General features: G+C 64.4%; 24 protein-coding genes. 11 read left to right on the top strand and 13 right to left on the bottom strand.

What is annotated here, in order from left to right:
• Nucleotide 1: 1 nt before the first annotated feature.
• Nucleotides 2-433: a universal stress protein gene (locus RBH20_RS01890; RefSeq protein ID WP_005535919.1), complete on the bottom strand. Its 432-nt coding sequence runs from the start codon at nt 431-433 to the stop codon at nt 2-4.
• A 69-nt stretch (nt 434-502) separates the two neighbouring features.
• The gene (locus tag RBH20_RS01895; RefSeq protein ID WP_306704939.1) at nt 503-2,353 is read right to left on the bottom strand and encodes an ATP-binding protein; all 1,851 of its coding nucleotides are present in this window, start codon (nt 2,351-2,353) and stop codon (nt 503-505) included.
• Nucleotides 2,354-2,440: 87 nt separating this feature from the next.
• Here RBH20_RS01895 and RBH20_RS01900 point away from each other — a divergent pair, with 87 nt between their 5' ends.
• Nucleotides 2,441-3,232 carry an endonuclease/exonuclease/phosphatase family protein gene (locus tag RBH20_RS01900; RefSeq protein WP_306704940.1) on the top strand — a complete coding sequence of 264 codons (792 nt, stop codon included), beginning with the start codon at nt 2,441-2,443 and terminating at the stop codon, nt 3,230-3,232.
• A gap of 63 nt (nt 3,233-3,295) precedes the next feature.
• On the opposite strand, the gene RBH20_RS01905 is transcribed toward RBH20_RS01900, so the two are convergent.
• The gene (locus RBH20_RS01905) at nt 3,296-4,030 is read right to left on the bottom strand and encodes an MBL fold metallo-hydrolase (RefSeq protein ID WP_306704942.1); all 735 of its coding nucleotides are present in this window, start codon (nt 4,028-4,030) and stop codon (nt 3,296-3,298) included.
• A 225-nt stretch (nt 4,031-4,255) separates the two neighbouring features.
• Between RBH20_RS01905 and RBH20_RS01910 the strand changes: the two genes are divergently transcribed.
• From RBH20_RS01910 to RBH20_RS01920, 3 genes are all read left to right on the top strand, one after another.
• Nucleotides 4,256-4,591 carry a hypothetical protein gene (locus RBH20_RS01910; protein WP_306704945.1) on the top strand — a complete coding sequence of 112 codons (336 nt, stop codon included), beginning with the start codon at nt 4,256-4,258 and terminating at the stop codon, nt 4,589-4,591.
• Nucleotides 4,592-4,674: 83 nt separating this feature from the next.
• Nucleotides 4,675-5,025, top strand: a complete 351-nt coding sequence (locus RBH20_RS01915; protein WP_306704948.1) for a winged helix-turn-helix domain-containing protein — start codon at nt 4,675-4,677, stop codon at nt 5,023-5,025.
• Complete coding sequence (locus RBH20_RS01920) at nt 5,025-5,327, top strand: hypothetical protein (RefSeq protein ID WP_306704950.1); 303 nt, start codon at nt 5,025-5,027, stop codon at nt 5,325-5,327. The genes RBH20_RS01915 and RBH20_RS01920 overlap by 1 nt, the downstream gene beginning before the upstream one ends.
• 4 nt (nt 5,328-5,331) lie before the next feature.
• Here RBH20_RS01920 and RBH20_RS01925 read toward each other — a convergent pair whose 3' ends face one another.
• Nucleotides 5,332-6,582, bottom strand: coding sequence for a DNA double-strand break repair nuclease NurA (locus RBH20_RS01925; RefSeq protein WP_306704952.1), 1,251 nt, complete (start codon nt 6,580-6,582; stop codon nt 5,332-5,334).
• Nucleotides 6,583-6,637: 55 nt separating this feature from the next.
• Complete coding sequence (locus RBH20_RS01930) at nt 6,638-7,030, bottom strand: hypothetical protein (RefSeq protein ID WP_306707441.1); 393 nt, start codon at nt 7,028-7,030, stop codon at nt 6,638-6,640.
• Between the two features lie 171 nt (nt 7,031-7,201).
• Here RBH20_RS01930 and gpmI point away from each other — a divergent pair, with 171 nt between their 5' ends.
• Nucleotides 7,202-8,761 (top strand): 2,3-bisphosphoglycerate-independent phosphoglycerate mutase, encoded by a 1,560-nt coding sequence (gene gpmI / locus RBH20_RS01935; protein WP_306704955.1) that lies wholly within the window; start codon nt 7,202-7,204, stop codon nt 8,759-8,761.
• 17 nt (nt 8,762-8,778) lie between these two features.
• Here gpmI and RBH20_RS01940 read toward each other — a convergent pair whose 3' ends face one another.
• The gene (locus RBH20_RS01940; protein WP_306704957.1) at nt 8,779-9,447 is read right to left on the bottom strand and encodes an RNA 2'-phosphotransferase; all 669 of its coding nucleotides are present in this window, start codon (nt 9,445-9,447) and stop codon (nt 8,779-8,781) included.
• Between the two features lie 185 nt (nt 9,448-9,632).
• Between RBH20_RS01940 and RBH20_RS01945 the strand changes: the two genes are divergently transcribed.
• Together RBH20_RS01945 and RBH20_RS01950 are read left to right on the top strand one after the other, a co-directional pair.
• On the top strand, nt 9,633-10,367 hold the full coding sequence (locus RBH20_RS01945) for a bifunctional helix-turn-helix transcriptional regulator/GNAT family N-acetyltransferase (RefSeq protein WP_306704959.1): 735 nt from the start codon (nt 9,633-9,635) through the stop codon (nt 10,365-10,367).
• 91 nt (nt 10,368-10,458) lie between these two features.
• Nucleotides 10,459-10,950, top strand: a complete 492-nt coding sequence (locus RBH20_RS01950) for a pyridoxamine 5'-phosphate oxidase family protein (RefSeq protein WP_306704961.1) — start codon at nt 10,459-10,461, stop codon at nt 10,948-10,950.
• A 6-nt stretch (nt 10,951-10,956) separates the two neighbouring features.
• Here the strand turns inward: RBH20_RS01950 and nadC are convergent, their stop codons facing one another.
• Genes nadC through nadA form a run of 3 tightly spaced genes read right to left on the bottom strand, consistent with a single transcriptional unit; the run spans nt 10,957 to nt 14,431 of the window.
• The gene (gene nadC / locus RBH20_RS01955; protein WP_306704963.1) at nt 10,957-11,778 is read right to left on the bottom strand and encodes a carboxylating nicotinate-nucleotide diphosphorylase; all 822 of its coding nucleotides are present in this window, start codon (nt 11,776-11,778) and stop codon (nt 10,957-10,959) included.
• Nucleotides 11,778-13,301: an L-aspartate oxidase gene (locus RBH20_RS01960; RefSeq protein ID WP_306704965.1), complete on the bottom strand. Its 1,524-nt coding sequence runs from the start codon at nt 13,299-13,301 to the stop codon at nt 11,778-11,780. The genes nadC and RBH20_RS01960 overlap by 1 nt, the downstream gene beginning before the upstream one ends.
• A 2-nt stretch (nt 13,302-13,303) precedes the next feature.
• Nucleotides 13,304-14,431, bottom strand: a complete 1,128-nt coding sequence (nadA, locus tag RBH20_RS01965; protein WP_306707443.1) for a quinolinate synthase NadA — start codon at nt 14,429-14,431, stop codon at nt 13,304-13,306.
• A 22-nt stretch (nt 14,432-14,453) separates the two neighbouring features.
• On the opposite strand from nadA, the gene RBH20_RS01970 reads away from it, so the two are divergent.
• On the top strand, nt 14,454-14,699 hold the full coding sequence (locus RBH20_RS01970; protein ID WP_306704966.1) for a hypothetical protein: 246 nt from the start codon (nt 14,454-14,456) through the stop codon (nt 14,697-14,699).
• 1 nt (nt 14,700) lies between these two features.
• Here RBH20_RS01970 and RBH20_RS01975 read toward each other — a convergent pair whose 3' ends face one another.
• Complete coding sequence (locus RBH20_RS01975; RefSeq protein ID WP_306704967.1) at nt 14,701-16,197, bottom strand: amidohydrolase; 1,497 nt, start codon at nt 16,195-16,197, stop codon at nt 14,701-14,703.
• Between the two features lie 81 nt (nt 16,198-16,278).
• Between RBH20_RS01975 and hmgA the strand changes: the two genes are divergently transcribed.
• Nucleotides 16,279-17,496, top strand: coding sequence for a hydroxymethylglutaryl-CoA reductase (NADPH) (gene hmgA / locus RBH20_RS01980; protein WP_306704971.1), 1,218 nt, complete (start codon nt 16,279-16,281; stop codon nt 17,494-17,496).
• A gap of 24 nt (nt 17,497-17,520) precedes the next feature.
• Here the strand turns inward: hmgA and RBH20_RS01985 are convergent, their stop codons facing one another.
• On the bottom strand, nt 17,521-17,871 hold the full coding sequence (locus RBH20_RS01985; protein WP_306704973.1) for a hypothetical protein: 351 nt from the start codon (nt 17,869-17,871) through the stop codon (nt 17,521-17,523).
• Entirely contained in the window at nt 17,868-18,392 is a 525-nt protein-coding gene (locus RBH20_RS01990) for a DUF5817 domain-containing protein (protein WP_306704976.1), read from the bottom strand. Before RBH20_RS01990 ends, RBH20_RS01985 begins: the two co-directional genes overlap by 4 nt.
• A 92-nt stretch (nt 18,393-18,484) precedes the next feature.
• Here RBH20_RS01990 and RBH20_RS01995 point away from each other — a divergent pair, with 92 nt between their 5' ends.
• Together RBH20_RS01995 and RBH20_RS02000 are read left to right on the top strand one after the other, a co-directional pair.
• Nucleotides 18,485-18,823, top strand: coding sequence for a cupin domain-containing protein (locus RBH20_RS01995; protein WP_306704978.1), 339 nt, complete (start codon nt 18,485-18,487; stop codon nt 18,821-18,823).
• A gap of 37 nt (nt 18,824-18,860) precedes the next feature.
• Nucleotides 18,861-19,661: a hypothetical protein gene (locus tag RBH20_RS02000; RefSeq protein WP_306704980.1), complete on the top strand. Its 801-nt coding sequence runs from the start codon at nt 18,861-18,863 to the stop codon at nt 19,659-19,661.
• Between the two features lie 19 nt (nt 19,662-19,680).
• Here RBH20_RS02000 and RBH20_RS02005 read toward each other — a convergent pair whose 3' ends face one another.
• Nucleotides 19,681-19,905, bottom strand: coding sequence for a hypothetical protein (locus RBH20_RS02005; RefSeq protein WP_306704982.1), 225 nt, complete (start codon nt 19,903-19,905; stop codon nt 19,681-19,683).
• Nucleotides 19,906-19,933 lie beyond the last annotated feature (28 nt).

A 19,933-nucleotide genomic window follows, 5' to 3' on the forward strand; every position in this document is an offset into this window, starting at 1 on the left:
GCTATCTGACGACGGTTACGGGGATGGACGCTCGTCTGACGACGATTTCAGCGACACTACCAAGCAGGATACGGGACATGCCCGAGCGGCCGTGGCTCCCCATGACGATCTGGTTGATGTCGTGGTCGTCTGCGTACTCCACGATGACCTTCGTTGGTCGCCCGACCTCGATGACGCGTTCGACGGACTCGACACCGGCCGCAGTCACTTCTGCCTCGAGGTCATCGAGCAGGTCCTCCGCTGTGGCTTTCTGTTGTTCATACCACTCCTCGGAGAAGGAGGGAATCGAGGCCTCCGCGCTGTAGCCGGCCTCTGCGGGATTGATGACGTGTAAGAGAACGATCGTTGCGTCGGGATGCTCCTCGGCTGCGAACGAACAGGCGACCGTTGCTTGATCTGAACTGTCGACCGGAACAAGGATTCGCTTTGCCATACGCCCACTTCCGCTGGGGCCGGTTTGAATCTTCGGCCCGCTGCAATCGGTGAGCAGGCCTTCGGTTTGTCAGTCTCGCCCGTGACGGGTCACGCATGTCGACAGGCCGATCAGTTCGACCGGCTCGGAGTTATCGGGCGAGTAGACGACTCGCTGCCCTTTCTCCATGTAGGGAACCTTCGATTCGAGGTTGCTGGGGATGTTTACCGCCGAGATGGCATCCTCGTCGCCGAGGTTGAGCACCATCGTCGTGTTGATCTGCTTGAACACCGGGTCGGCGATGTCCTGTGGGTCCTGCGTGATGAGATACAGGCCGAGACGCTCCTTGCGGCCCTGTTTGGCGGCTTCGGTGAACTTCCCGATGACCTTGCGGCCCTGAACGCTGTCGGCGTCAGTCAGGAAGTTATGGGCCTCGTCCATCCCGAGGACGAGCGGCGTCTCCTTGATGCGGTCGTAGTCCGGGTCGTTCGAGAGCTTCTGGTCGATGAGCAGGCTGGAGACGGCAAGCACGATAGTCGAGGCCGTCCGGGAGTCCGTGATGTGGTAGGTCGGGATGACCGTCAGGCCCCCGTCGCGGACGAACTGTGAAATCTGGTCGGTGATTGGCCGGGCGTCCTGATCGAAGACTGCGCCGAAGCCCTGGACGCGACGCTTGACGGCGTCGAACGTGGCCTCGTGGACATCGCCCGCCTCGTCCAGTTCCTCCTTGAGTGCGGGGTCCCCGAGGAAGGTCCGGAAGTCGCTGTAGGTCCCACCCTCCCCATATTCGCGCTTGAACCGCGGGAGCAGCGTGTTCACCAGCGCGCCGTACTGGTTATCGTTCAGGCTGGAGCCGGCGATGAGCCAGGGATTGTCGTGGACGAGCGAGAACGGGATCGTGAACTCCACCTGCTCAGCGCGGTGGTGGCTGGCGTTGTAGTCGGCCCCGGCCACCTTCGGAACGAAGGCGATGGTGTCGTCATGCCCGCCGTAAGCGACGCCTTCCCGCTCACAGCGGCGCTCGAACTCGTCGGTCATCGCGGGGTTGTCGTCGTGCATCTGTGCGTACTCGTCCTGCGGGTCGAACTGGACGACGGCGAGTTCGGGCGTACGGCCATCGCCCATTTCGTAGGTCCGGCCGAGATACTGCCGCAGGATGTTCTTCGAACTGTGGGTCTTCCCGGACCCGGTCCCGCCCGCGACGAGGGTGTGCCGGAACACGAGTGGGTCGCCGGCGTCGTAGTCGTCTTTCAGCCGGTAGTCGATTGTCGGCGGCTCGGCGGCGGTGCGGACCTTCTCGCCGCCGACGGCGAGATGACCCAGGAAGACGCCGTCCTCGGGAATCTTCAGACCGGTCTTGATTTCAGACTTGTCGGTGGCCTCCCGGACGACAGTTTCGGGTTTGGGGACCCGGTCGGTCATCCGACGTTTGAGTTCGCCACCGTCGCTGTACAGCACTGCAACCGGCTCAAGCTCGGCGATGAATTTGAAATCTCGTTCGTCGATTCCCCGCTCGCGCATCGCTCGCCGGGCGTGGATCTCGGTCGCGTCGTCGGCGTGGAACTCTTGGGCGTACTCCAGAGCCTTGATACGACAGAACAGACGTTCACCGCCAGGGTATGGGACGAGTAGATATGTGCCGATACGCAGACGCGAGCGGTTCCGCGCGGTGACGTAGGCTCGCAGGACCGTTTCCTCCGCTTCCTCGCTGATTCGAAGGCCGTTCGCCGCTGAGAGGACACCGAGACCGGTGTCTGTTCCTGCTGGTGTCACGTCCATATCTTCGAAGTCATCGTCCGTAGATTGTGCTGTCGGGCCGGTCCCCTCCGACGCGTCGACAGCCCCATCGCCGTCATCGGCCGTCTCGGCCGACTGTGCGGCCTCGTCGTCGGCCGCCGCGTCGTCGCCATCGAAATCAGTGAAATCCCCGAGGTCGGACATACCCCAGTTCAGGGTAGCCGGGGATTAACACCTTTCCCCAGCAGCATGAATGTGAAACCTTACCCGGTTGGCTGTCAACGAACGCATATGAAGCCGACGCGGGTGATGTCTTTCAATGTGCGGTACGACACCGCCGGGGATGGGGTAGACGGGTGGCCCCACAGGCGGCGGCTGGTGGCGGGTATCATCCAGTATCATAACCCCGACATTATCGGGGTACAGGAGGCGATGGCTCACCAGCTCCGGGAGCTAGAGGTGCTGCTGGACGGCTACGAGTGGGTCGGTGACCCGCGGGACTCTGTCGATGCCGGCGGGGAGCATACGGCCATCGGCTACCGGGCCGAGCGCTTCGACTGCGCGGCCACAAACACGTTCTGGCTCTCCGAACAGCCCGCCGAGCCGAGCAGCATCGGCTGGGACGCCGCCTATCCCCGCGTAGCGACCTGGGCCCGCCTTCGTGACCGCGACACCGACGATGATCTCCTGTGCTTGAACACGCATCTCGACCATCAGGGGGCTGACGCGCGTGTCGAGGGTATCGAACTGGTGCTTGACCATCTCGATTCTGCCACCCGGGATGCGCCCGCAGTGGTGATGGGCGATTTCAACTGTGTTGTCGGTGAACCGGCCTACGAGCGCGCCGAGGGGCACGAACTCCCGGACGGCCGCACACTTGTTGACGCTCGCGATACAGCGACCGTCACCCACGGTCCGACGACGAGCCGAACCGACTTCCACGACTTGCTCCCCGAGATGGGGATTGACCACGTGTTCGTCAGCGAGGACGTGTCCATCGACACCAGGGCAGTCATCGCCGACCGCGACGACGACCACTACGGCTCCGACCACCTGCCCGTCGTGGTCGACTGCGAACCCTGACCTGCCGGTGTCGCCGTGGCATCTGACAGCGCCTTCGTCAAAGCACCTGCTAACTGACCGAGCCTATCGATTGACCCATTCCCCGTCGTCGGGAACCCGAACGTCTTCCGTTGCCGACCGTAGCTCGTCCCGGCTGAGCAGGCAGTGGTTGATCGCCTCCATGTGAACGACAACGACCGTAGCGGCGGTCCCATCCCGGACAGCCGTGATGTCCTCGACGCCCATTGTGATGGGGTCGCCGTGTTCGAACTGCGCTTCACCGCCGTTCAACACGACCAGATCCGGCTCGAACCTATCGAGCGTTTCCTCGACCGGCTCGTACCAGACCGTGTCGCCTGCGACGTACACCGTTTCGTCGCCCTCGAACACGAATCCCGAAACGGGGCCCATCTCCGCCGCTAACTCTCCGTGCCCGTGCCGCCCGGGCGTTCGGTGTATCGAGACTCCCTCGATAGACGCCTCGTCGTCGACGGGGCAGACATTGGTGAACTCCTCGTCAATAAATTCGTCCGCCTCCTCGGGCTGACAGAACAGCGGCACGTCGGCATCGAGTTCCGCCTGGGCCGCCCCATCCCAGTGGTCTTGGTGGCGGTGCGTGACAACCACAGCGTCGTAGGACAGGTCACTGTCGGGCATTGGGACGAGCGGGTTTCGACGGTCGTTCGGCGAATTCGGAACAGGCGGGTTCTCCCCAGGTGACGCGAACATCGGGTCGACGAGGAACGTCACGTCTCCAACGTCCACGAGGACAGTCGCGTTACGAAGTAACTGAACACTGGCACCAGTCGAGTCAGACATACGACTATCTGCGGCACCCACTGACATACGACTTGTCTCGGCACGTGCCAAATTCCGAGGCACGAGAAAGAGCGCGTTCGGATACCGCTTGGGATGCTGCCGCCAGTCGAAGACCCTCGTCGGGATGCGAGCAGTTCCGAGAGCGACCGGTTCAGTCCAGCGGTGTCGGGGCGACCGCTTGTCCCGGGGGAGAATCTTTTGCCGCTGGGGCCCTTACATCGGAGCATGTTGCTTATTCGGGGGACAGCAGGCGGGACAGCGCTAACCGGGACGCTGTACGAACCAGGCGAGGAGCCGCCCAAGTTCAACGGCGCACCGGACGAGGGGACACCCTACGTCTGGGTCTGTGACGCCTTCTACGAGGTTGAAAGCGGCGGACAGGTCCAGTCAATCGGCGACCGTGAGATCCGAATCGCCTTCGAATCCCCGATGCCCCGCGGCTTCGAGACGCGTGATGCGGCCATCAACGCGGCCAAAGAACACGTCCGAACGCAGTTCGCCCGGCTCGGTGTGGCCGGCGAGACGGTCGACGTGACGGTGCAGCAGGCCGAGACGGCGTAGTCGAACCGGCATGCTTTCCCGCCGTTTTCTGAGTCAGCGAACGACCGGTGAGTTATACAACGGCTCGGGTGAAACCGCTGCACGTGGCCGAGGACCCGTCCCCGACCGAGGTGTTTGCCCTCCTCGATGACGAATACGCTCGCGCACTCCTTGCAGCCACGAGTCACAGACCCATGACAGCAACTGAACTCAGCAACGACTGCGACATGTCACTCTCGACCGTGTATCGCCGTCTCGACGCGCTTGAGGACTGCGGCCTCGTCGCTGCTCGAACGCAAATTGCGGATGACGGGCATCACGTAGACGTGTACGAGGCACAGATGGACGAACTCACCGTCTGTCTCACCGAAGGGGCCTTCGACGTGACCCTCTCCGTTGAGTCAAAGACACATGAGTTCGCCGATGCGCTAGTAGACCTCTGGGAGGGACTCTAATGGAGTTTGCCGGCCTCTCCGCCGAAACGTGGGTTACCGTCAACACTGCTTTCCACCTCGCACAGACGGGGGTCGGACTGCTCATTGCTGCATTGGCGCTCGTTGGCTACCGTCGACGGCGGACTCGCTCCATGCTCGCACTGGCTACCGGAATCAGCCTCCTCACCTTCGTTTCGTACCTGGTTACCCTTAGTGCCGTGCAGGTCCTCCCGCGAATGGTGCTTCCCCTCCCGGGCACCATCACCGAACTAGTCGGTCTCCTCGTCCTCCTCTACGCTATCGTTCTGGCCCGTCGTGACTAACCCTTCAGAACGATTCTTCGACGGCTCCCCACCGGATGTCGTTGAACTCTCGCTCCCGGTCGGTCTCGAACGTCCGCTCGATGCGGCGAGTGAGTTCCTCGCTGCCCTGCCGGTCGATTTTGGCGAGTTCATCGGCCTTTCCGATGGCCAGTGGCGGCCCCTGTTCCCGGGCCACGTCGTGGAGTATCTGCCGCGTGAGCTTGGCCCGGCATTCCGGATCTTTGGTGAACGCGTACGGGGCCTCGACGCGGAACACGAGATCCGAACGCGGGTCGTAGAGGACGAAAAACGTCACCTCGTAGGCTTCGGGGTCGAGGGACCGTTCGATGCCCAGCGCGTCACCGTCGGCGGCCATGATGCCGTCAGTACCGCCCCGTGAGCGGAACCAGTTCGTCGCGGTGAGACAGTCGGTTTGCCGCTCTCCCTCGTTGTCGCGGCGCTCAAGGATTCGCCGGAAGAAGGCGGTGTCGTTCACCCACGGGGCGTTGGTCTTGCGCCGTAACGCCCGCGTGAGGGCCTTCGTCGAGGAGTTCTTGATGAACCCCACCATCGGGACGCCCCGCTCGACGAATCGCTCGACGAGGTCGACATAGTTGTTCACGACCGTTTTGGGGCGGTCGTCTTCCGCGAGCAGGTCGGCCAATTCAGTGTCGCGGTCGGCCCAGCGGAGCACGCCGGTCGGGTAGATGGGGCCGTCGAGGATGAACAGGTCCTCGACCATGTCGGCGTTGGTCAGTGCGTGCTGGCTCTCCGCGAGGTACAGCGCCAGCGCGTGGACGACCCGCTGTTCGTAACGGTCGACCTGTGGTACGTCGAGAACGCGCCGCTTGGCGTAGCCGCGGTCCCCGCCCTGCCACTCGCCGTCGAACCCCAGCGTCGCGTCGTTGGAGTGGACGGCCATGATGATGGTCCGGCCCCGGTGGAGTTCCACGTCCGAGGGAACACTCCCCATCGCCGCCTGGGCCACATCAAGTACCAGCCCGTTCTTGAATGTCGTCGGATTGATTGTCCCCGAGTCCAGACCGTGCTGGGTCGGAAACGGTGGGTCCGCCAGCGCGATATCCTCAATGGGGACCTTCCGGCGGCGCTGCTCGTCCAGTGGCTCCAGAATCTTCGTTCCCTCCTGCCACAGCGGGTCGAGAAAGTTGTCCCACACCTCCTCGGCGGCCGCCTCTTGGTCGCTCGTCTCGACGGTCTCGCGTACCTGCCCGGCGAGCTTGGCGATTCCGTCGACGTGGACCGGGTCAAGCGTCATGCCCGTGGGTTCGCCGGCACGGGCATAACCCTTTGGTCACCCGCCGATTCAGTGGTTACTCCTTGCCCGACTCCTCGCGGAGCAGGCGCTCGATGGCCTCGGCGATCTCTTCGTAGGACTGCATCGTCAGGCCGTCCGTGGTGATGAGCACGCCCTGACGCTCGGTTGTCGCTCGCACGAGGTAGCCGTTGGAGAACGCGCGTACGGTGAAGCGATAGTCGCCCAGTTCGGACTCCTGATAGGCGTTCTTCGTCTGCTTGTACCCCTGCCACTCGTGGCCGACGAAGTCGTTGAGGTCGGCGTCCTGTTCGAGGTCCTCCCGCAGGTAGAGTTGCTCGAAGTTCGCACGTGTGAAATACGTCACTGAACGGAGCGAGTCGCCCGTCGCCGTCCGGGCTGTGGTAACGATTGCGTCGGCTAGATCGTCCGAGAGAATATTTCGAGTCATGCCCGACCGAAGGCGGGCCACCCTCTTAATTTCAGGGTTCCAGATACCGGCAAGGATAGCGGAGTGGATGCGTAGGGATAGCCCCATCAGCACCGCCGAATTTCGCATTATCGACCGTCACGTTCGAGACTGACCGACAGTGTATTACGCCGGTCGCGTGACCCACTGGATATGGACGCCGGACTCATCATCTTGGACGGCTGGGGCCTGAATCCGGACGACGATGTCCGGGATGCCGTCGCTGCCGCCGACACGCCGAACTTCGACCGCTACCGAGACGCAGGCGCAGCGTCGACACTTGCCACCCACGGCCGCCGGGTCGGCCTCCCGGAGGGCCAGATGGGCAACTCCGAGGTCGGCCACCTCAACATCGGGGCCGGCCGCGTCGTCAAACAGGACTCCGCTCGCGTCAGCGACAGTATCGCTCGCTCACGTGGCGAATCACCGCCCGACGACGACGCACAGGACCCACCATTCTTCGAGAACGAAACGATTTTATCGGCCTTCGAGCACGCCGAGGCGCACGACGGTCGGGTCCACTTCATGGGCCTCGTTTCGGACGGCGGCGTCCACTCGTATCAGGACCACCTGCACGCGCTCATCGAACTCGCAGGCGAGCGTGATACCGACGCCGTCTCCCATGCTTTCACCGACGGCCGTGACACCTCGCCGACCGGCGGCGAGGAGTATCTCGCCGACCTCGAAGCCCACGCCGAGGAGCACGGAACTGGCCATACCGCCACCGTCTGCGGGCGCTACTACGCGATGGACCGTGACCAGAACTGGGAGCGGACCCGCCGAGCCTACGACGCCATCGTTCACCGCGAGGGCGACCACCACGCCGATGACGCCGTCACGGCGGCCACCGAGTCGTACGCCCGCGACACCACTGACGAGTTCATCGAGCCGACGACCGTCGGCGACCACGCCGGTCTCGAAGACGGCGATGCGGTCATCTTCTTCAATTTCCGGTCGGACCGCGCTCGGCAACTTACCCGGATGCTCGGCGATATCCGCCCGGATGACTGGGGAGCTGACACCGAGCCGCCGGACACCCGGCTGGTGACGATGACGCAGTACGACGAGACGTTCGACCTGCCGGTCGCGTTCCCACCGAACCAGCCTGAGGACGTGCTCGGCGAGGTGCTTTCCGAAGCCGGGAATACACAGATTCGGCTGGCCGAGACAGAAAAATACCCGCACGTCACGTACTTCCTCAACGGCGGTCGTGAGGTCGCGTTCGACGGCGAGAGTCGCGAAATCGTCGACAGCCCCGACGTGGCGACCTACGATATGCAACCGGAAATGAGCGCGCCAGAACTGGCCGACACTGCTATCGACTTCATCGAGACTGAGGACCCCAATGCGATGGTGCTGAACTTCGCCAACCCTGATATGGTTGGCCACACTGGCGATTTCGACGCGGCGGTGACCGCCGTCGAGGTCGTCGACGAACAACTCGGGCGGCTAGTCGAGACGATTGGGGCTGCTGGCGGTCACGCACTCATCTGTGCCGACCACGGGAACGCCGACGACATGGGGACCGAAGACGACCCGCACACGGCCCACACGACCAACCCCGTCCCGTTCATCTACCTCTCTCCTGACGGGACTGCCGGTGGACGGACCGCTCGTGACGGCGGGACGCTGGCCGACCTTGCGCCGACGATGCTCATGCTCATGGGTATCGACCGGCCGGACGCGATGACCGGCACGCCGCTGGTCGAGTAGCAGGCGACGCGACCACGCTAGTTTTCGAGCACGGAGAGATACTGCGGCGGCACGCGGGCAGTCGTGTACGTCTCGGTCCCGCGCTTGACAATCCGTCGGTCATCGGACTTCATCACTTCGGCGTCAACGACAAACACGACCGGGTCTGCGGCGTGGCGACGCCCCACCTCGCGGGCCGCTGCGACGGATTCCGAGAGGTGGACCGTCTGGCGGCCCATCGGTTTCAGCCCCGCTTCGCGTATCGAATCGGCGTTCCGCGGGGCAGTCCCGTGATACAGCGTCGCCGGAACGGGGTCGTCGGTCTTGTCGAGGGTCACGTCGATGGAGTGCCCGTACGCCGCGCGAACGCGACCGCCAGCGGTCGCTGTATCTGTCTCTCCACTGTCCCCTGTCCGTTCGAACCGCCCTTTTGGGTCTGTGGCAATGACGCCGGCCAGTGCTTCACCATCCACCCAGTCGTACTGTCGCTCGACCGCCGTACGGAGAGAAGCGAAGTCCGTCCACCCCGCTTTGTCTACCTCGATGCCTGCGTCTTCGGGAAAATGTCTGAGCGCGCCCGAGACGAACTTCGAGAGCTGTCGTCGCCGTTCGCCGTCGAGAATCTGGGGCCCTGTTCCGTCACAAACCGGGCACGTGTCGCCCTCGAAGAAGCCGTCTTCGGGACAGCGGCGGACTGCGTCTGGCATAGCCGAAAATGAGCTACGACCATACAAAAGCGTCACGCGGACGCATGCAATGCTGCGGCAGCAACTCCTGTTCCAACCGGTCTCACCGGCGGCCACGGCAGCGCTGCTGGCAAGCCGGCCTGCAATTGCAGGCGACGTTGCCGGGTAGCTTCAAGTAGATACAGTCATCAGTGGGCCATAGCGAAATGCCGTCCCCAACAGACCTCGAACTCGGCGGTGAGCGGTCCGATGTGTACCGGTTTGTGGAACGGAACGGCCCTGTCGCACCCAGCGAGGTGGCCGAAGCCATCAGTGTCGACCCCGAGCGGTTCCAGCACCACGTCTCCATTCTCAAACGGGACGACCTCATCGAGGCCACCGAGGACGGGCACCTCACTGTGGCGCTTCATGACGGTGAAACGGCCGAACACTACGAGGCCGGCGTCAGCTATGAGATACGCCCGTCCCGGCCGTCGGACCTCTCCGGCGTCGTCGGCACGATACGCGACGTGACCAGCGAAGCGCCGTATCTCATCGCGGCCGGCGTGGCCGAACAATTGGCCTACGAGGACACGCTCGTCCGCTGGGGCCCCAACCGCTGTCGTGTCGTGTTCGTCGCCACGGTGGACGATGACGTCGTCGGTTGGGTCCACGTCGCCATGTCCGAAGTGGACGAACTCGCGTCGACGGCCGAACTCACGCTCGGCGTGATGGAGACGTACCGTCGCCATGGTATCGGCAGTCACCTGCTCCACCGTGGGGTCGAATGGGCCGCAAGCCGTGGCTGTCGAAAGGTGTACAACAGCCTGCCGGCGACGAACGAGCGAGCAATCGACTTTCTGAAGGCGGCCGGCTGGACGGCTGAGGCTGTCCGTGCCGATCACTACGAAATCCGGGACGAACTGGTCGACGAGGTAATGTTGGCCCGCCGACTGGACTGAGACAGACTGCACAGCGTCCCACCGCGTGGTGAATAGCGACCCCCGAGCCAGCGCCCTGTGGCTTTATGATTATATGCCGACAAGTAGCGACATGACAGTTTCCGAACTGGAAGACTTCGGGATGCTCCAGATGGACAGCGGGGACATCGAAAAGACCCTCGAACACACAAGTGTCGGCGTGCTCGGCGTCCCAACTGACTCCGCGCCGCTATTGCGCCCGCTTAGTTTCTGGTACGACGGCGAGTCCGCGCTTTACTTCGTCTACGTTCTCGGTGTCGACAGCCGAAAAGTAACAGCGAGCGATAACGCGGCCGTTGCCCGGTTTCTCATCCACGACATCGAAACGACGTTCAACTGGCGCAGCGTCCTATTGACGGGACCAATCGAGCGAGTCCCTGAGGACGAACGTATGGCAATTGGAGAACAGATCGACACCGCTTGGGAGCCCGACGTGTTTGAGCGGGCGGCCGAGACGGAGGCCACAGCGCTGTACCGGTTCCGAATCGATGACCGCGCCGGTATCAAGCAACTCGAACTCCCGCCCGAACTCAGGACCGAATCCTCGTCGAGTCGGCCGGACTGACCGGATTCAACCCGTTCGAAAGGAGAAATCCAGCGTCGGTGCGGAGTGGGTCAGCGACCCCATTGAGATGATATCCACACCTGTCTCGGCGTAGGCCGGCACGTCCGCGACGGTGATGCCGCCACTGGCCTCTGTGAGCGCGTTGGCATCGGCCGCCGCTACGAGGTCGACGGCCCGCTCGGTCTCCGCGGGGGGCATGTTGTCCAGCAGGACGATGTCCGCACCGGCCTCGGCGGCCCGCGGCGCGTCCGCCGGGGATTCGACCTCTACGTCGAGTTTCGTGGCGAAGGAGACCCGCTCGCGGAAGTGCTCGACGGCGTCAAGCAGTCCCATCTCGGCGATGTGGTTGTCCTTGACCATCACCATGTGCGAGAGGTCAAGCCGGTGGGTGTCGCCGCCGCCGGCTGCCACCGCTCGCTTCTCGATGCCGCGCAGGCCCGGGGTCGTCTTTCGCGTGCCGGCGATACGGGGTGTGGAATCTGCCGTGGAGGATTCCGCCGCATCGACAGCGGCCCGGGTCTTCGTCGCCACACCCGAGGCGTGACCAGTGAGGTTCACGGCGACGCGCTCGCCGCGGAGCACCGACTGCGCGGGGCCGTCGACGCGAAGCACCACGTCGCCGGCGTCGATAGCGTCACCGGAGTCGACCGGTGTCTCCACCGCACAGTCCAGATACTCGAACACGCCGGTGGCGGCGTCGAGGCCCGCAACCACGCCGGACGCTTTCGCGACTAGTCGCCCCTCGGTCGTCCCAGGCACGTCGTTGGTCACATCGTGGTGGCCCACGTCCTCGCGGAGCCACCGCTCGATGTCGCTGTCAGTGAGCATTAGTCGGCTGTGGACTCCGGTGGGTCCTCGCTCGCGTCCACGAGATTGTGCGTGCCGACGCTCTTCTCGTTCTCGGCGGCGTGGCGCGCAATCAACAGGGCGGTGACGCTAGCGTGGCGGAGTTCGTACAGCGAGCGGCTGGTTCGCGTACGGACGTAGGCATCCACTTCGCCCTTAAGCCGGCGGAGGACGGCCATCGCGCGCTGGAGGTCCGCGGGGTCGCGCTCGACGCCGACATTCTCGTCCATCACGCGGGTCAGCCGCTGGAACTTGTCGCGGGCGAACCGCTCGGGCAGGTCCGGGTCGCGTTCGAGCAGTTCCGGCGCTTCGATTGGTTCCGGATCGGCCCCGGCAGCGTCTTCGCCGGCACGCAGACCCCAGACCAGTCCCTCAAGCAGGGATGTACTTGCGAGGCGGTTCGCGCCGTGGACGCCGGTCCGGGAGCACTCGCCGACGGCGTAGAGCCGATCCAGCGTCGTCCGGCCACGATCGTCGACGCTGATGCCGCCACAGAGGAAGTGCTCGGCAGGCGCGACTGGGATGCCGTCCGCCCACTCGACACCGTGTTCCGCACACCTGTCGGCGAGGTTCGGGAACTCTTCGGCGAAGTCGAGCGGCGACACGTCCAGTGTCACTTCGCCCGTCGCCTCCCGCTCGGCCTTGACAGCGCGGGCCACCACGTCGCGGGGCGCGAGTTCGGCGTCGGCGTGGTAGTCGGGCATGAACCGCTCGCCGTCGCCATTGCGGAGCAGACCGCCCTCGCCGCGGACGGCCTCGCTGACGAGGAATGCAACGTCAGCGTCGCCATTCTCCTCCAGTACGCACGCGGTCGGGTGGAACTGGACGTACTCCATGTCCTCGACCTCGGCTCCGGCGAGTGCGGCCATGCCGATACCGTCCCCGGTCGTGTTGTCGGGGTTCGTCGTCCGCGGGTAGAGGTCGCCGATACCGCCCGTCGCCAGCACGACGCTGCCGGCGAAGTACGGGTCGACCTCGCCGTCGGATTCGAGCATTGCGCCGTGGACCCGGCCCTCGTGACGGATGAGTTCGAGTGCGGCGGTGTCGTCCAGAATCTCCACGCCGTCGTGATCGTCGATGTAGTTCAGGAACGGGACGTGGATGTGCTTGCCCGTCGAGGCGTCCACGTGGAGAATGCGGTCCTCGCTGTGGGCAGCCTCGCGGGTGAAGTCGTGGCCCGAGCCGTTCTGGTCGAACTCGACGTCGAGCGTCTCAAGCAACACGTCCTCGACGGCCTCGTTTGCGTTCTCGACCAGCACATCGACGGCATCGGGGTCAGCGGTACCGTCGGAGGCGGCCATGATGTCGTCTTTGAATTCTTCGGGCGTATCCCGGGAGACGGCGATGCCGCCTTGCGCCCACCAGGAAGAGGAGCCTTCCGGACGGGTCGCCTTCGTAGCGAGCGTCACGTTGTCACCTTCGCGGGCCGCGGCGAGCGCCACCGCCAGCCCGGCGATACCGGAACCGATGACTAGCACATCCGTCGTAATCGGGTCGTCTGTCATGGTTAGATCTCCAGCATTCGGTCCATCGCGACCTGTGCCAGTTCCTTCTCTTCGGGCGCGACTTCGATGACGTTGCGCTCGCGGCCCTCGACCAGTTCCTCTAGCACCCACGCGAGGTAGTTCGGGTCGATCTGGCGCATGGCGTTGCAGTCCATGCAGGCGTCGCCACACAGCGGGACGACGTTCACCTCTGGGTGCCACCGCTGGAGGTGGTGCGTGAGGTGAATCTCCGTGCCGATGGCCCACGTCTCGCCGGGGTCAGCCTCGGCGACGGACTCACAGATAGTCGACGTGGAGCCGGCCACGTCGGCGGCCTCAACGACTTCGCGGCGACACTCGGGGTGGACGATGACGTTCGCGTCGGGGTAGTCCTCGCGGATGGAGTCGATGTGGTGCTCGCGGAAGCGTTCGTGAACCTGGCAGTACCCTTCCCAGAGGATGACATCGTTTTCGACGGCGTCGGCGGCGTCGGTGCCCTCGGCGTCCCAGGGGTCCCACTCGACTGTCTCGTCGGCCATGTCGAGCCGGTGGGCCGTGTTTTCGCCGAGGTGTTTATCGGGAAGGAACAGCACCTTGTCACCTTTCTCGAAGGCGTACTCGAACGCTTTGTGGGCATTCGAGGACGTACAGACAAGACCGCCCTGCTCGGCGCAGAAGGCCTTCAGGTCGGCGTAGCTATTCATGTACGTGATTGGGATGATTTCCTCGTCGTCGTCGAGCGCCGCGGTCAGTTCCGCCCACGCGGCGTCGACCTGCAGCGCCTCGGCCATGCCGGCCATCGGGCAGGACGCCTCCATCGACGGGAGAATCACGGACTGATCGTCGTCCGTGATAATGTCCGCGGATTCAGCCATGAACGTCACGCCACCGAAGATTACGTAATCGGCGTCGGACTGGGCGGCTTCCTTCGAGAGCTGGTAGGAGTCGCCGATAAAGTCGGCGTGCTCGACGATTTCCCGCCGCTGATAGTTGTGGCCGAGGATGACCACGTCGTCGCCAAGCTCGGCGAGCGCGCTCTCGATGCGCTCGGTCCGCTCGTCTGCCTCGAGGTCCCGGTACGCCGGCGGGAGTTGCTCGAGGTTGTCATACTTGAAGAGGCTCAGATCCGTCTCGAACGCGGCGGTTTCCATTTCGGGCACGTTGTATCCACCTGTGGGTACTCACACTTCGGAACTGCTCGGTGAAAAGATTTTATCTTCAAAAGAGTTGGTTGGTGGCGGAGAAGATTGTATAATCAATATCGGTGGCAACTCTATTTTTGTTTCTGGACTTGGTGGCCACTCTGGTTTTATACTCGACTTTGGCGATATATCCGGTTCTATACCCTGTATTGTTGAACCAAGTTATTTGTTACCGAACAACAAGAACTGTGGCGCTTCGATACCGCTCTTTGTTTGATTCAGTCACCGGAGTCAAATACGATATCGCCAGCGCTGACGGTCATCGTGATTGCTGTGTCCGAAATCTCCCCGTTTGGCATTTCCCACGGCGAGGCCGATAGCACAGCGAAATCCGCGACCGATCCCGGCGTAATCGTGCCCATCCGGTCCTCATCGAAGCCTGCATACGCAGCACCGCTGGTGTACGCCCGGAGCGCCTCGTCGACTGTCAGGCGCTGGCTCGGTTCCGGCGCAGTGACGGCCTGCTGGACGCCATACAGCGGAGAGAGCGGCATACAGTCGCTCCCGAAGGCCAGTTGTGCGCCGGCATCAACGAGGTCGCGGAAACGGTTCGTCAGTCCGCGACGCTCGCCGAGGCGTTCGTCGTACAGGTCCCCCGTCGCTGCCCAGCGGTGGAAGTTCGGCTGGGCCGAAACGACCAGCGGCGACGCTGCCAGTCGCTCCACGAGGTCACCGGTGAGGACCTCGGCGTGTTCGACACGGTGGCGCTCGTCCGCGGCATCGACGGATTCGATAGCTGAGAGCAGCGTGTCGATAGCCGCGTCGCCGATGGCGTGGGCGGCGAACTGGAGGCCCGCGTCGTCGACCGCCGACACGAGTTCCCGAAGTGCGTCGGGGTCCGTCCGCCACTCGCCGACGCTGTCGCTGTCGGCGTATGGGTCCCGGAGCCGCGCGGTTCCAGCCCCGAGCGACCCGTCAATGTACGCCTTGATCGCGCCCGTCCGGACGCGGTCGCTCCCGTGGTTCGTCACCAGACCGAGTTCTCTGATTGCTTCGAGATGGTCCGCCCAGTAGTTGAGTCGCACTCGCAGGGAAAGGGCGTTCTCGGTATCTAAATCGCGGTACACTCGTGGGGCGTGTGACTGCCGAACCATGTCGTGGACAGCGGTGACTCCCTTCGAGAGGGCCACCTCCTGTGCAGCCAGCAGGTACTCCCGTGTCTGTGCGTAGTCGGGCGCGATGGCATCGAAGACGGCCTCGGCGGCTTCTTCAACGAGTACCCCGGTCGGCGCGCCGTCCCCGGTCTGAACGCCGTCGTCGGGCAGATCCAGCACGTCCAGCGCGGCGTGGTTCACCGATACGGTGTGGATGTCCTCCCGCGCGGCCGCGACCGGACGTTCAGTGCTTACCCGGTCCAGTGTCGCCGCCTGCAACAAGTCCCCGCCCCAGTCGCTCTCGTCGTAGCCGAAGCCCAGAACCCAGCCCTCGCCGTCGTCGGCCGCCAGCAGCCGGTCGATGCAGTCGTTCGGTCCGTCTGCCCCGGCGAGATCGGCTTCGATCGCACGCCGGCCGACGATGTCCAGATGCGTATGGGCGTCGACGAAGCCGGGCAACAGAACGCCACCGCGACAGTCGACGGTCTCAGCACCCGCGGCCGAGAGTTCGTCCGGGTCCCCGACGGCGGTAACCGTGCCGTCCGTTACTGCAACCGCTGACGCCGGGTCGTCGCCGGACAGCGGCCGTACCTCACAGTTTGTGAATACGCGGTCGACCATACAGACTCCGGGCGCGGCGACTGCAAAACCCTTGGCCCGCCAAGAGCAACTGTTAGGAGCCCCGAAGCCACACCGGTCAGTATGACCGACTCCGACGTCGTCGCGCTCGCAGAGCGCATTCGTGACGGTGAGTTGCGGCTCTACGAACTGGAAGACCACGCCGACCCTGACACTGCAGCGGCTGCCCGCAGGCACCTGCTGGCCGAGGAGACTGGTGCGGACCTCTCCGCGGTCGGCGACTACACCTTCGACGCCGCCGACGCCGAGAGCAATATTGAGAATATGGTCGGCGCGGCACAGGTTCCGATGGGCGTCGTTGGCCCGCTGCCTGTTGACGGTGGAGCCGCTGACGGCGACCACCACCTCCCGCTGGCGACCAGCGAGGGCGCGCTGCTGGCCTCAGTCAACCGCGGCGTCTCGACCATCCGCAACGCCGGGGGCGCGACCGCTCGCGTCCTCAAGTCCGGGATGACCCGCGCGCCGGTGTTTCGCGTCGAGGATGTGGCCGAGGCAGGCGAGGTGTCGGCCTGGGTTCGCGAACACGTCGATGTTCTCGCCGACGCCGCCGAGTCGACGACGAGTCACGGCGAACTACAGGACGTGACACCCTACGTCGTCGGTGACAGCGTCTTCCTTCGTTTTTCCTACGACACCAAGGACGCGATGGGGATGAACATGGCCACCATCGCGACGGAGGCGGCCTGTGACGTTGTCGAGTCCGAAACGCCGGCCGACCTCGTGGCGCTGTCGGGCAACCTCTGTTCGGATAAGAAGCCTGCTGCCATCAACGCCGTCGAGGGCCGGGGCCGCACCGTCGCCGCCGACGTGCTCATCCCCCACGAGCAGGTCGAGGACCGACTCGATACGACGTCCGACGCTATCGTCGAGGCCAACACCCGCAAGAACCTCGTCGGCTCGGCGAAGGCCGGTGCGCTGGGGTTCAACGCCCACGCTGCCAACGTCGTCGCTGCCGCCTTCCTCGCGCTCGGGCAGGACATCGCACAGGTAGTCGAAGGGAGTAACGCTATCACGACGGTCGACGCTCGCGAGGACGGTCTATACGCCTCCGTCACCATCGCATCGCTGGAGGTCGGTACCGTCGGCGGCGGCACGGGCCTGCCAACCCAGTCCGAAGCGCTTGACGTGCTGGGGTACAGCGGCGGCGGTGACCCTGCCGGGAGCAACGCCGACGCGCTCGCCGAAGTCATCGCCGCCGGCGCGCTGGCTGGCGAACTCTCCTTGCTTGCGGCGCTGTCCTCGCGCCACCTCTCCTCGGCGCACGCTGACCTCGGGCGGTAGTCCCGGCTTCGGGGAGGTGTGCTGTCACTCCCGACTCTGGCTCACCAGAAAGCCGGCCCCCGCGACGAGCACGACGACGCCGGCGAGCAGGAGCGCTTCCCGCCCGAGCAGCGGGCCGAGCACGAGCAGCGCCCACGCGACGGCAAAGACACCGTGGGCGATGGCGAACAGCCGGCGGCCCCGGCGAGCGAACACGACCGTCCCCAGCGCGAACCCGAGCGTGAGAACGACCGCCGAGAGCGCAACCGTGCTCACCCGCAACGAGCCGACTGCGACGGGTTCGACGACCGGCGTGAGCAAGAACAGCAGTCCAGAGAGACCGACGAGCGTCCCGACCGCGACCGGTCCGAGTTCGAAATCCAGCGTCGCGGTCATAGCAGCCGGTACTGCCCCCGGCTTTCCGATGCTTCGCCGGCGCGAACCAGTTTTTCCAGTGCCTCCCGGGTGTACGACGCCGGGACGCCGCGCTCTTCCGCGTAGCCCACGATATCGTCCTCGGTCGGCTCATCCAGTTCCCGCACCGCGCTCGTTACCGTCTCCTTGCGGCTTGACCCGCCCGTCGCACCCTGTTCGGCGCGGTCGGCGGCCGCCGACACGGCGTCGGTGTCGATCCCCGAATCTTCGAGGTATGTCTCGTCATCCACACCCACGTCGTCGACCTGCCGCTCCATCTCGGCGTAGGAGTCCAACTCCGCGAAGGCGTCGCCCTCCCCCTGACGGTTGGCCAGCATCGAGGCCCGAACCTCGCGGGCGTGGGCCTCGTCGTCCGTCTCGATGAACTTCCGACGCTTCTCGTGTTTGCGGCGCGTGCCACACCGCGGGCACTGGGTCGTCTCCGGTCGCCCTTCGGTGACCCACAGCGCACTGCACTCACTACACCCGACGACCGCGTACATAGCTCTCCGTCAGGGCTGGACGGTACTGAACCCACCGACGTCCGATGCCGGGGGACGAACGCTTAGGTGGAGAGGGCGCGACAGCACCGCCCATGGAAGAAGTACCGCAGGCGGCCTGTGAGACAGTCGAAGCAGTCGACGGCGTGCACCTGACACAGATGGCCGTCGGAGAGGAGATGAGCGTCCAGCAGTTCCATATCGAACCAGGCGCGGCCGTCCCGGAGCACAGCCATCACCACGAGCAGGTCGGTTACGTTGTCAAAGGGACCTTCACGTTCCACGTCAACGGCGAGGAGTACGTCATCGGCCCCGGAGACTCCTATGTGGTCCCGAGCGAGGAACCACATGAAGCGCGCAACGACGGTGAGGAGCCGGTCCGCGGCATCGACGTGTTCAGTCCGCCCAGACCAAACCCGGACTGGCAGGACTAACCACAACTGTTTGAGTCCTGCGGCCGTATGGTAGTTGATGACGCGGGCAGTGGCTGCTATCGTGACGCTCACGCTCGTCCTCGCTGGCTGTTCCGGGTTCGTCCAGCCGGACAGTCCAGAGACGGTCACACCGGCGGCGGTGCCGACTGACGGGGTCGGGTATCCGCCGGGCGTGAGCGACGACGCAGTGATTCCGTCAACGCTGGCCAGCGCTCACGAGCGGACACTTGCGACGACAAATTACACGCTGATCACTCGCCAGCGAGTCACAGACCGCAACGGGACGTTACTCCGACGGTCAAACCATACGCGCTACGTTGCGGTGAACAAGACGACGTACGCAGGGCGGTTCCGACAGAACGGCACGGAACTGAACACGTTCACTACCCGCATTGACTACTGGACCAACGGCTCCATCGTCGCGGCCCAGTACGACGAGCGAGTGAACCGCCGCAGCCAGGTCAAGTGGTCTGTCCCCGACGACGGCCCGGTTTCGGACCTCTCGGAGCGCCGGACGATCCGTGGGATCGGGGAAGCCGTCGACCTCTCCGTTGCCGACCGGAGTGATGGCGTCGTCGTCCTCGTCGGCACCCGCCTTAGCAACCCTGACAGACTCAACACACCGCTGTTCGTGAGCGACCCCCGCAACGTCTCCGTCCGACTCCGCGTCAATCACGATGGCACCGTTTCGGCGTTTCGGCTGGCTTTCGACGCTGAACGAAGCGACCGGCAGGTTCGTGTCACACAAGAGATGCGGCTACGACACATCGGGTCGACAACGGTGAGACAGCCGGAGTGGGTCGCCAATACGACCCAGCGGTCGCTTCAGGACTACTAGTCCGCCTGCAAAGAACAGATCAGGCGCTACCGAGCGCGGGCAGTACCCGCCGTGAGCTGAGCATATAGCCAGCGTACAGGAGGACCAGACCCATGTACACCTCCCAGGCAGCGAACGCGGAGATGCCGCCGGACAGGTCGACGAGAGCGGCCTGTTCGGTGAGTGCTCCCCCTACAGTTAGCCCGGTTGCGAGAAGCGTCGAGAGCAGGAGTTCGAATAGTTCCGGAATCGATTCTGAAACCATGTATGCACAGATATCACTACGAATGCGC

Source organism: Haloarcula sp. H-GB4 (genome assembly GCF_030848575.1).
Taxonomy (GTDB): domain Archaea; phylum Halobacteriota; class Halobacteria; order Halobacteriales; family Haloarculaceae; genus Haloarcula.

Coding starts and splice junctions, on each gene's coding strand:
- RBH20_RS01890 (WP_005535919.1), bottom strand. CDS start 433: ATGGCAAAGCGAATCCTTGTTCCGGTCGACAGTTCAGATCAAGCAACG.
- RBH20_RS01895 (WP_306704939.1), bottom strand. CDS start 2,353: ATGTCCGACCTCGGGGATTTCACTGATTTCGATGGCGACGACGCGGCG.
- RBH20_RS01900 (WP_306704940.1), top strand. CDS start 2,441: ATGAAGCCGACGCGGGTGATGTCTTTCAATGTGCGGTACGACACCGCC.
- RBH20_RS01905 (WP_306704942.1), bottom strand. CDS start 4,030: ATGTCTGACTCGACTGGTGCCAGTGTTCAGTTACTTCGTAACGCGACT.
- RBH20_RS01910 (WP_306704945.1), top strand. CDS start 4,256: ATGTTGCTTATTCGGGGGACAGCAGGCGGGACAGCGCTAACCGGGACG.
- RBH20_RS01920 (WP_306704950.1), top strand. CDS start 5,025: ATGGAGTTTGCCGGCCTCTCCGCCGAAACGTGGGTTACCGTCAACACT.
- RBH20_RS01925 (WP_306704952.1), bottom strand. CDS start 6,582: ATGACGCTTGACCCGGTCCACGTCGACGGAATCGCCAAGCTCGCCGGG.
- RBH20_RS01930 (WP_306707441.1), bottom strand. CDS start 7,030: ATGACTCGAAATATTCTCTCGGACGATCTAGCCGACGCAATCGTTACC.
- gpmI (WP_306704955.1), top strand. CDS start 7,202: ATGGACGCCGGACTCATCATCTTGGACGGCTGGGGCCTGAATCCGGAC.
- RBH20_RS01940 (WP_306704957.1), bottom strand. CDS start 9,447: ATGCCAGACGCAGTCCGCCGCTGTCCCGAAGACGGCTTCTTCGAGGGC.
- RBH20_RS01945 (WP_306704959.1), top strand. CDS start 9,633: ATGCCGTCCCCAACAGACCTCGAACTCGGCGGTGAGCGGTCCGATGTG.
- RBH20_RS01950 (WP_306704961.1), top strand. CDS start 10,459: ATGACAGTTTCCGAACTGGAAGACTTCGGGATGCTCCAGATGGACAGC.
- nadC (WP_306704963.1), bottom strand. CDS start 11,778: ATGCTCACTGACAGCGACATCGAGCGGTGGCTCCGCGAGGACGTGGGC.
- RBH20_RS01960 (WP_306704965.1), bottom strand. CDS start 13,301: ATGACAGACGACCCGATTACGACGGATGTGCTAGTCATCGGTTCCGGT.
- nadA (WP_306707443.1), bottom strand. CDS start 14,431: ATGGAAACCGCCGCGTTCGAGACGGATCTGAGCCTCTTCAAGTATGAC.
- RBH20_RS01975 (WP_306704967.1), bottom strand. CDS start 16,197: ATGGTCGACCGCGTATTCACAAACTGTGAGGTACGGCCGCTGTCCGGC.
- hmgA (WP_306704971.1), top strand. CDS start 16,279: ATGACCGACTCCGACGTCGTCGCGCTCGCAGAGCGCATTCGTGACGGT.
- RBH20_RS01985 (WP_306704973.1), bottom strand. CDS start 17,871: ATGACCGCGACGCTGGATTTCGAACTCGGACCGGTCGCGGTCGGGACG.
- RBH20_RS01990 (WP_306704976.1), bottom strand. CDS start 18,392: ATGTACGCGGTCGTCGGGTGTAGTGAGTGCAGTGCGCTGTGGGTCACC.
- RBH20_RS01995 (WP_306704978.1), top strand. CDS start 18,485: ATGGAAGAAGTACCGCAGGCGGCCTGTGAGACAGTCGAAGCAGTCGAC.
- RBH20_RS02000 (WP_306704980.1), top strand. CDS start 18,861: ATGACGCGGGCAGTGGCTGCTATCGTGACGCTCACGCTCGTCCTCGCT.
- RBH20_RS02005 (WP_306704982.1), bottom strand. CDS start 19,905: ATGGTTTCAGAATCGATTCCGGAACTATTCGAACTCCTGCTCTCGACG.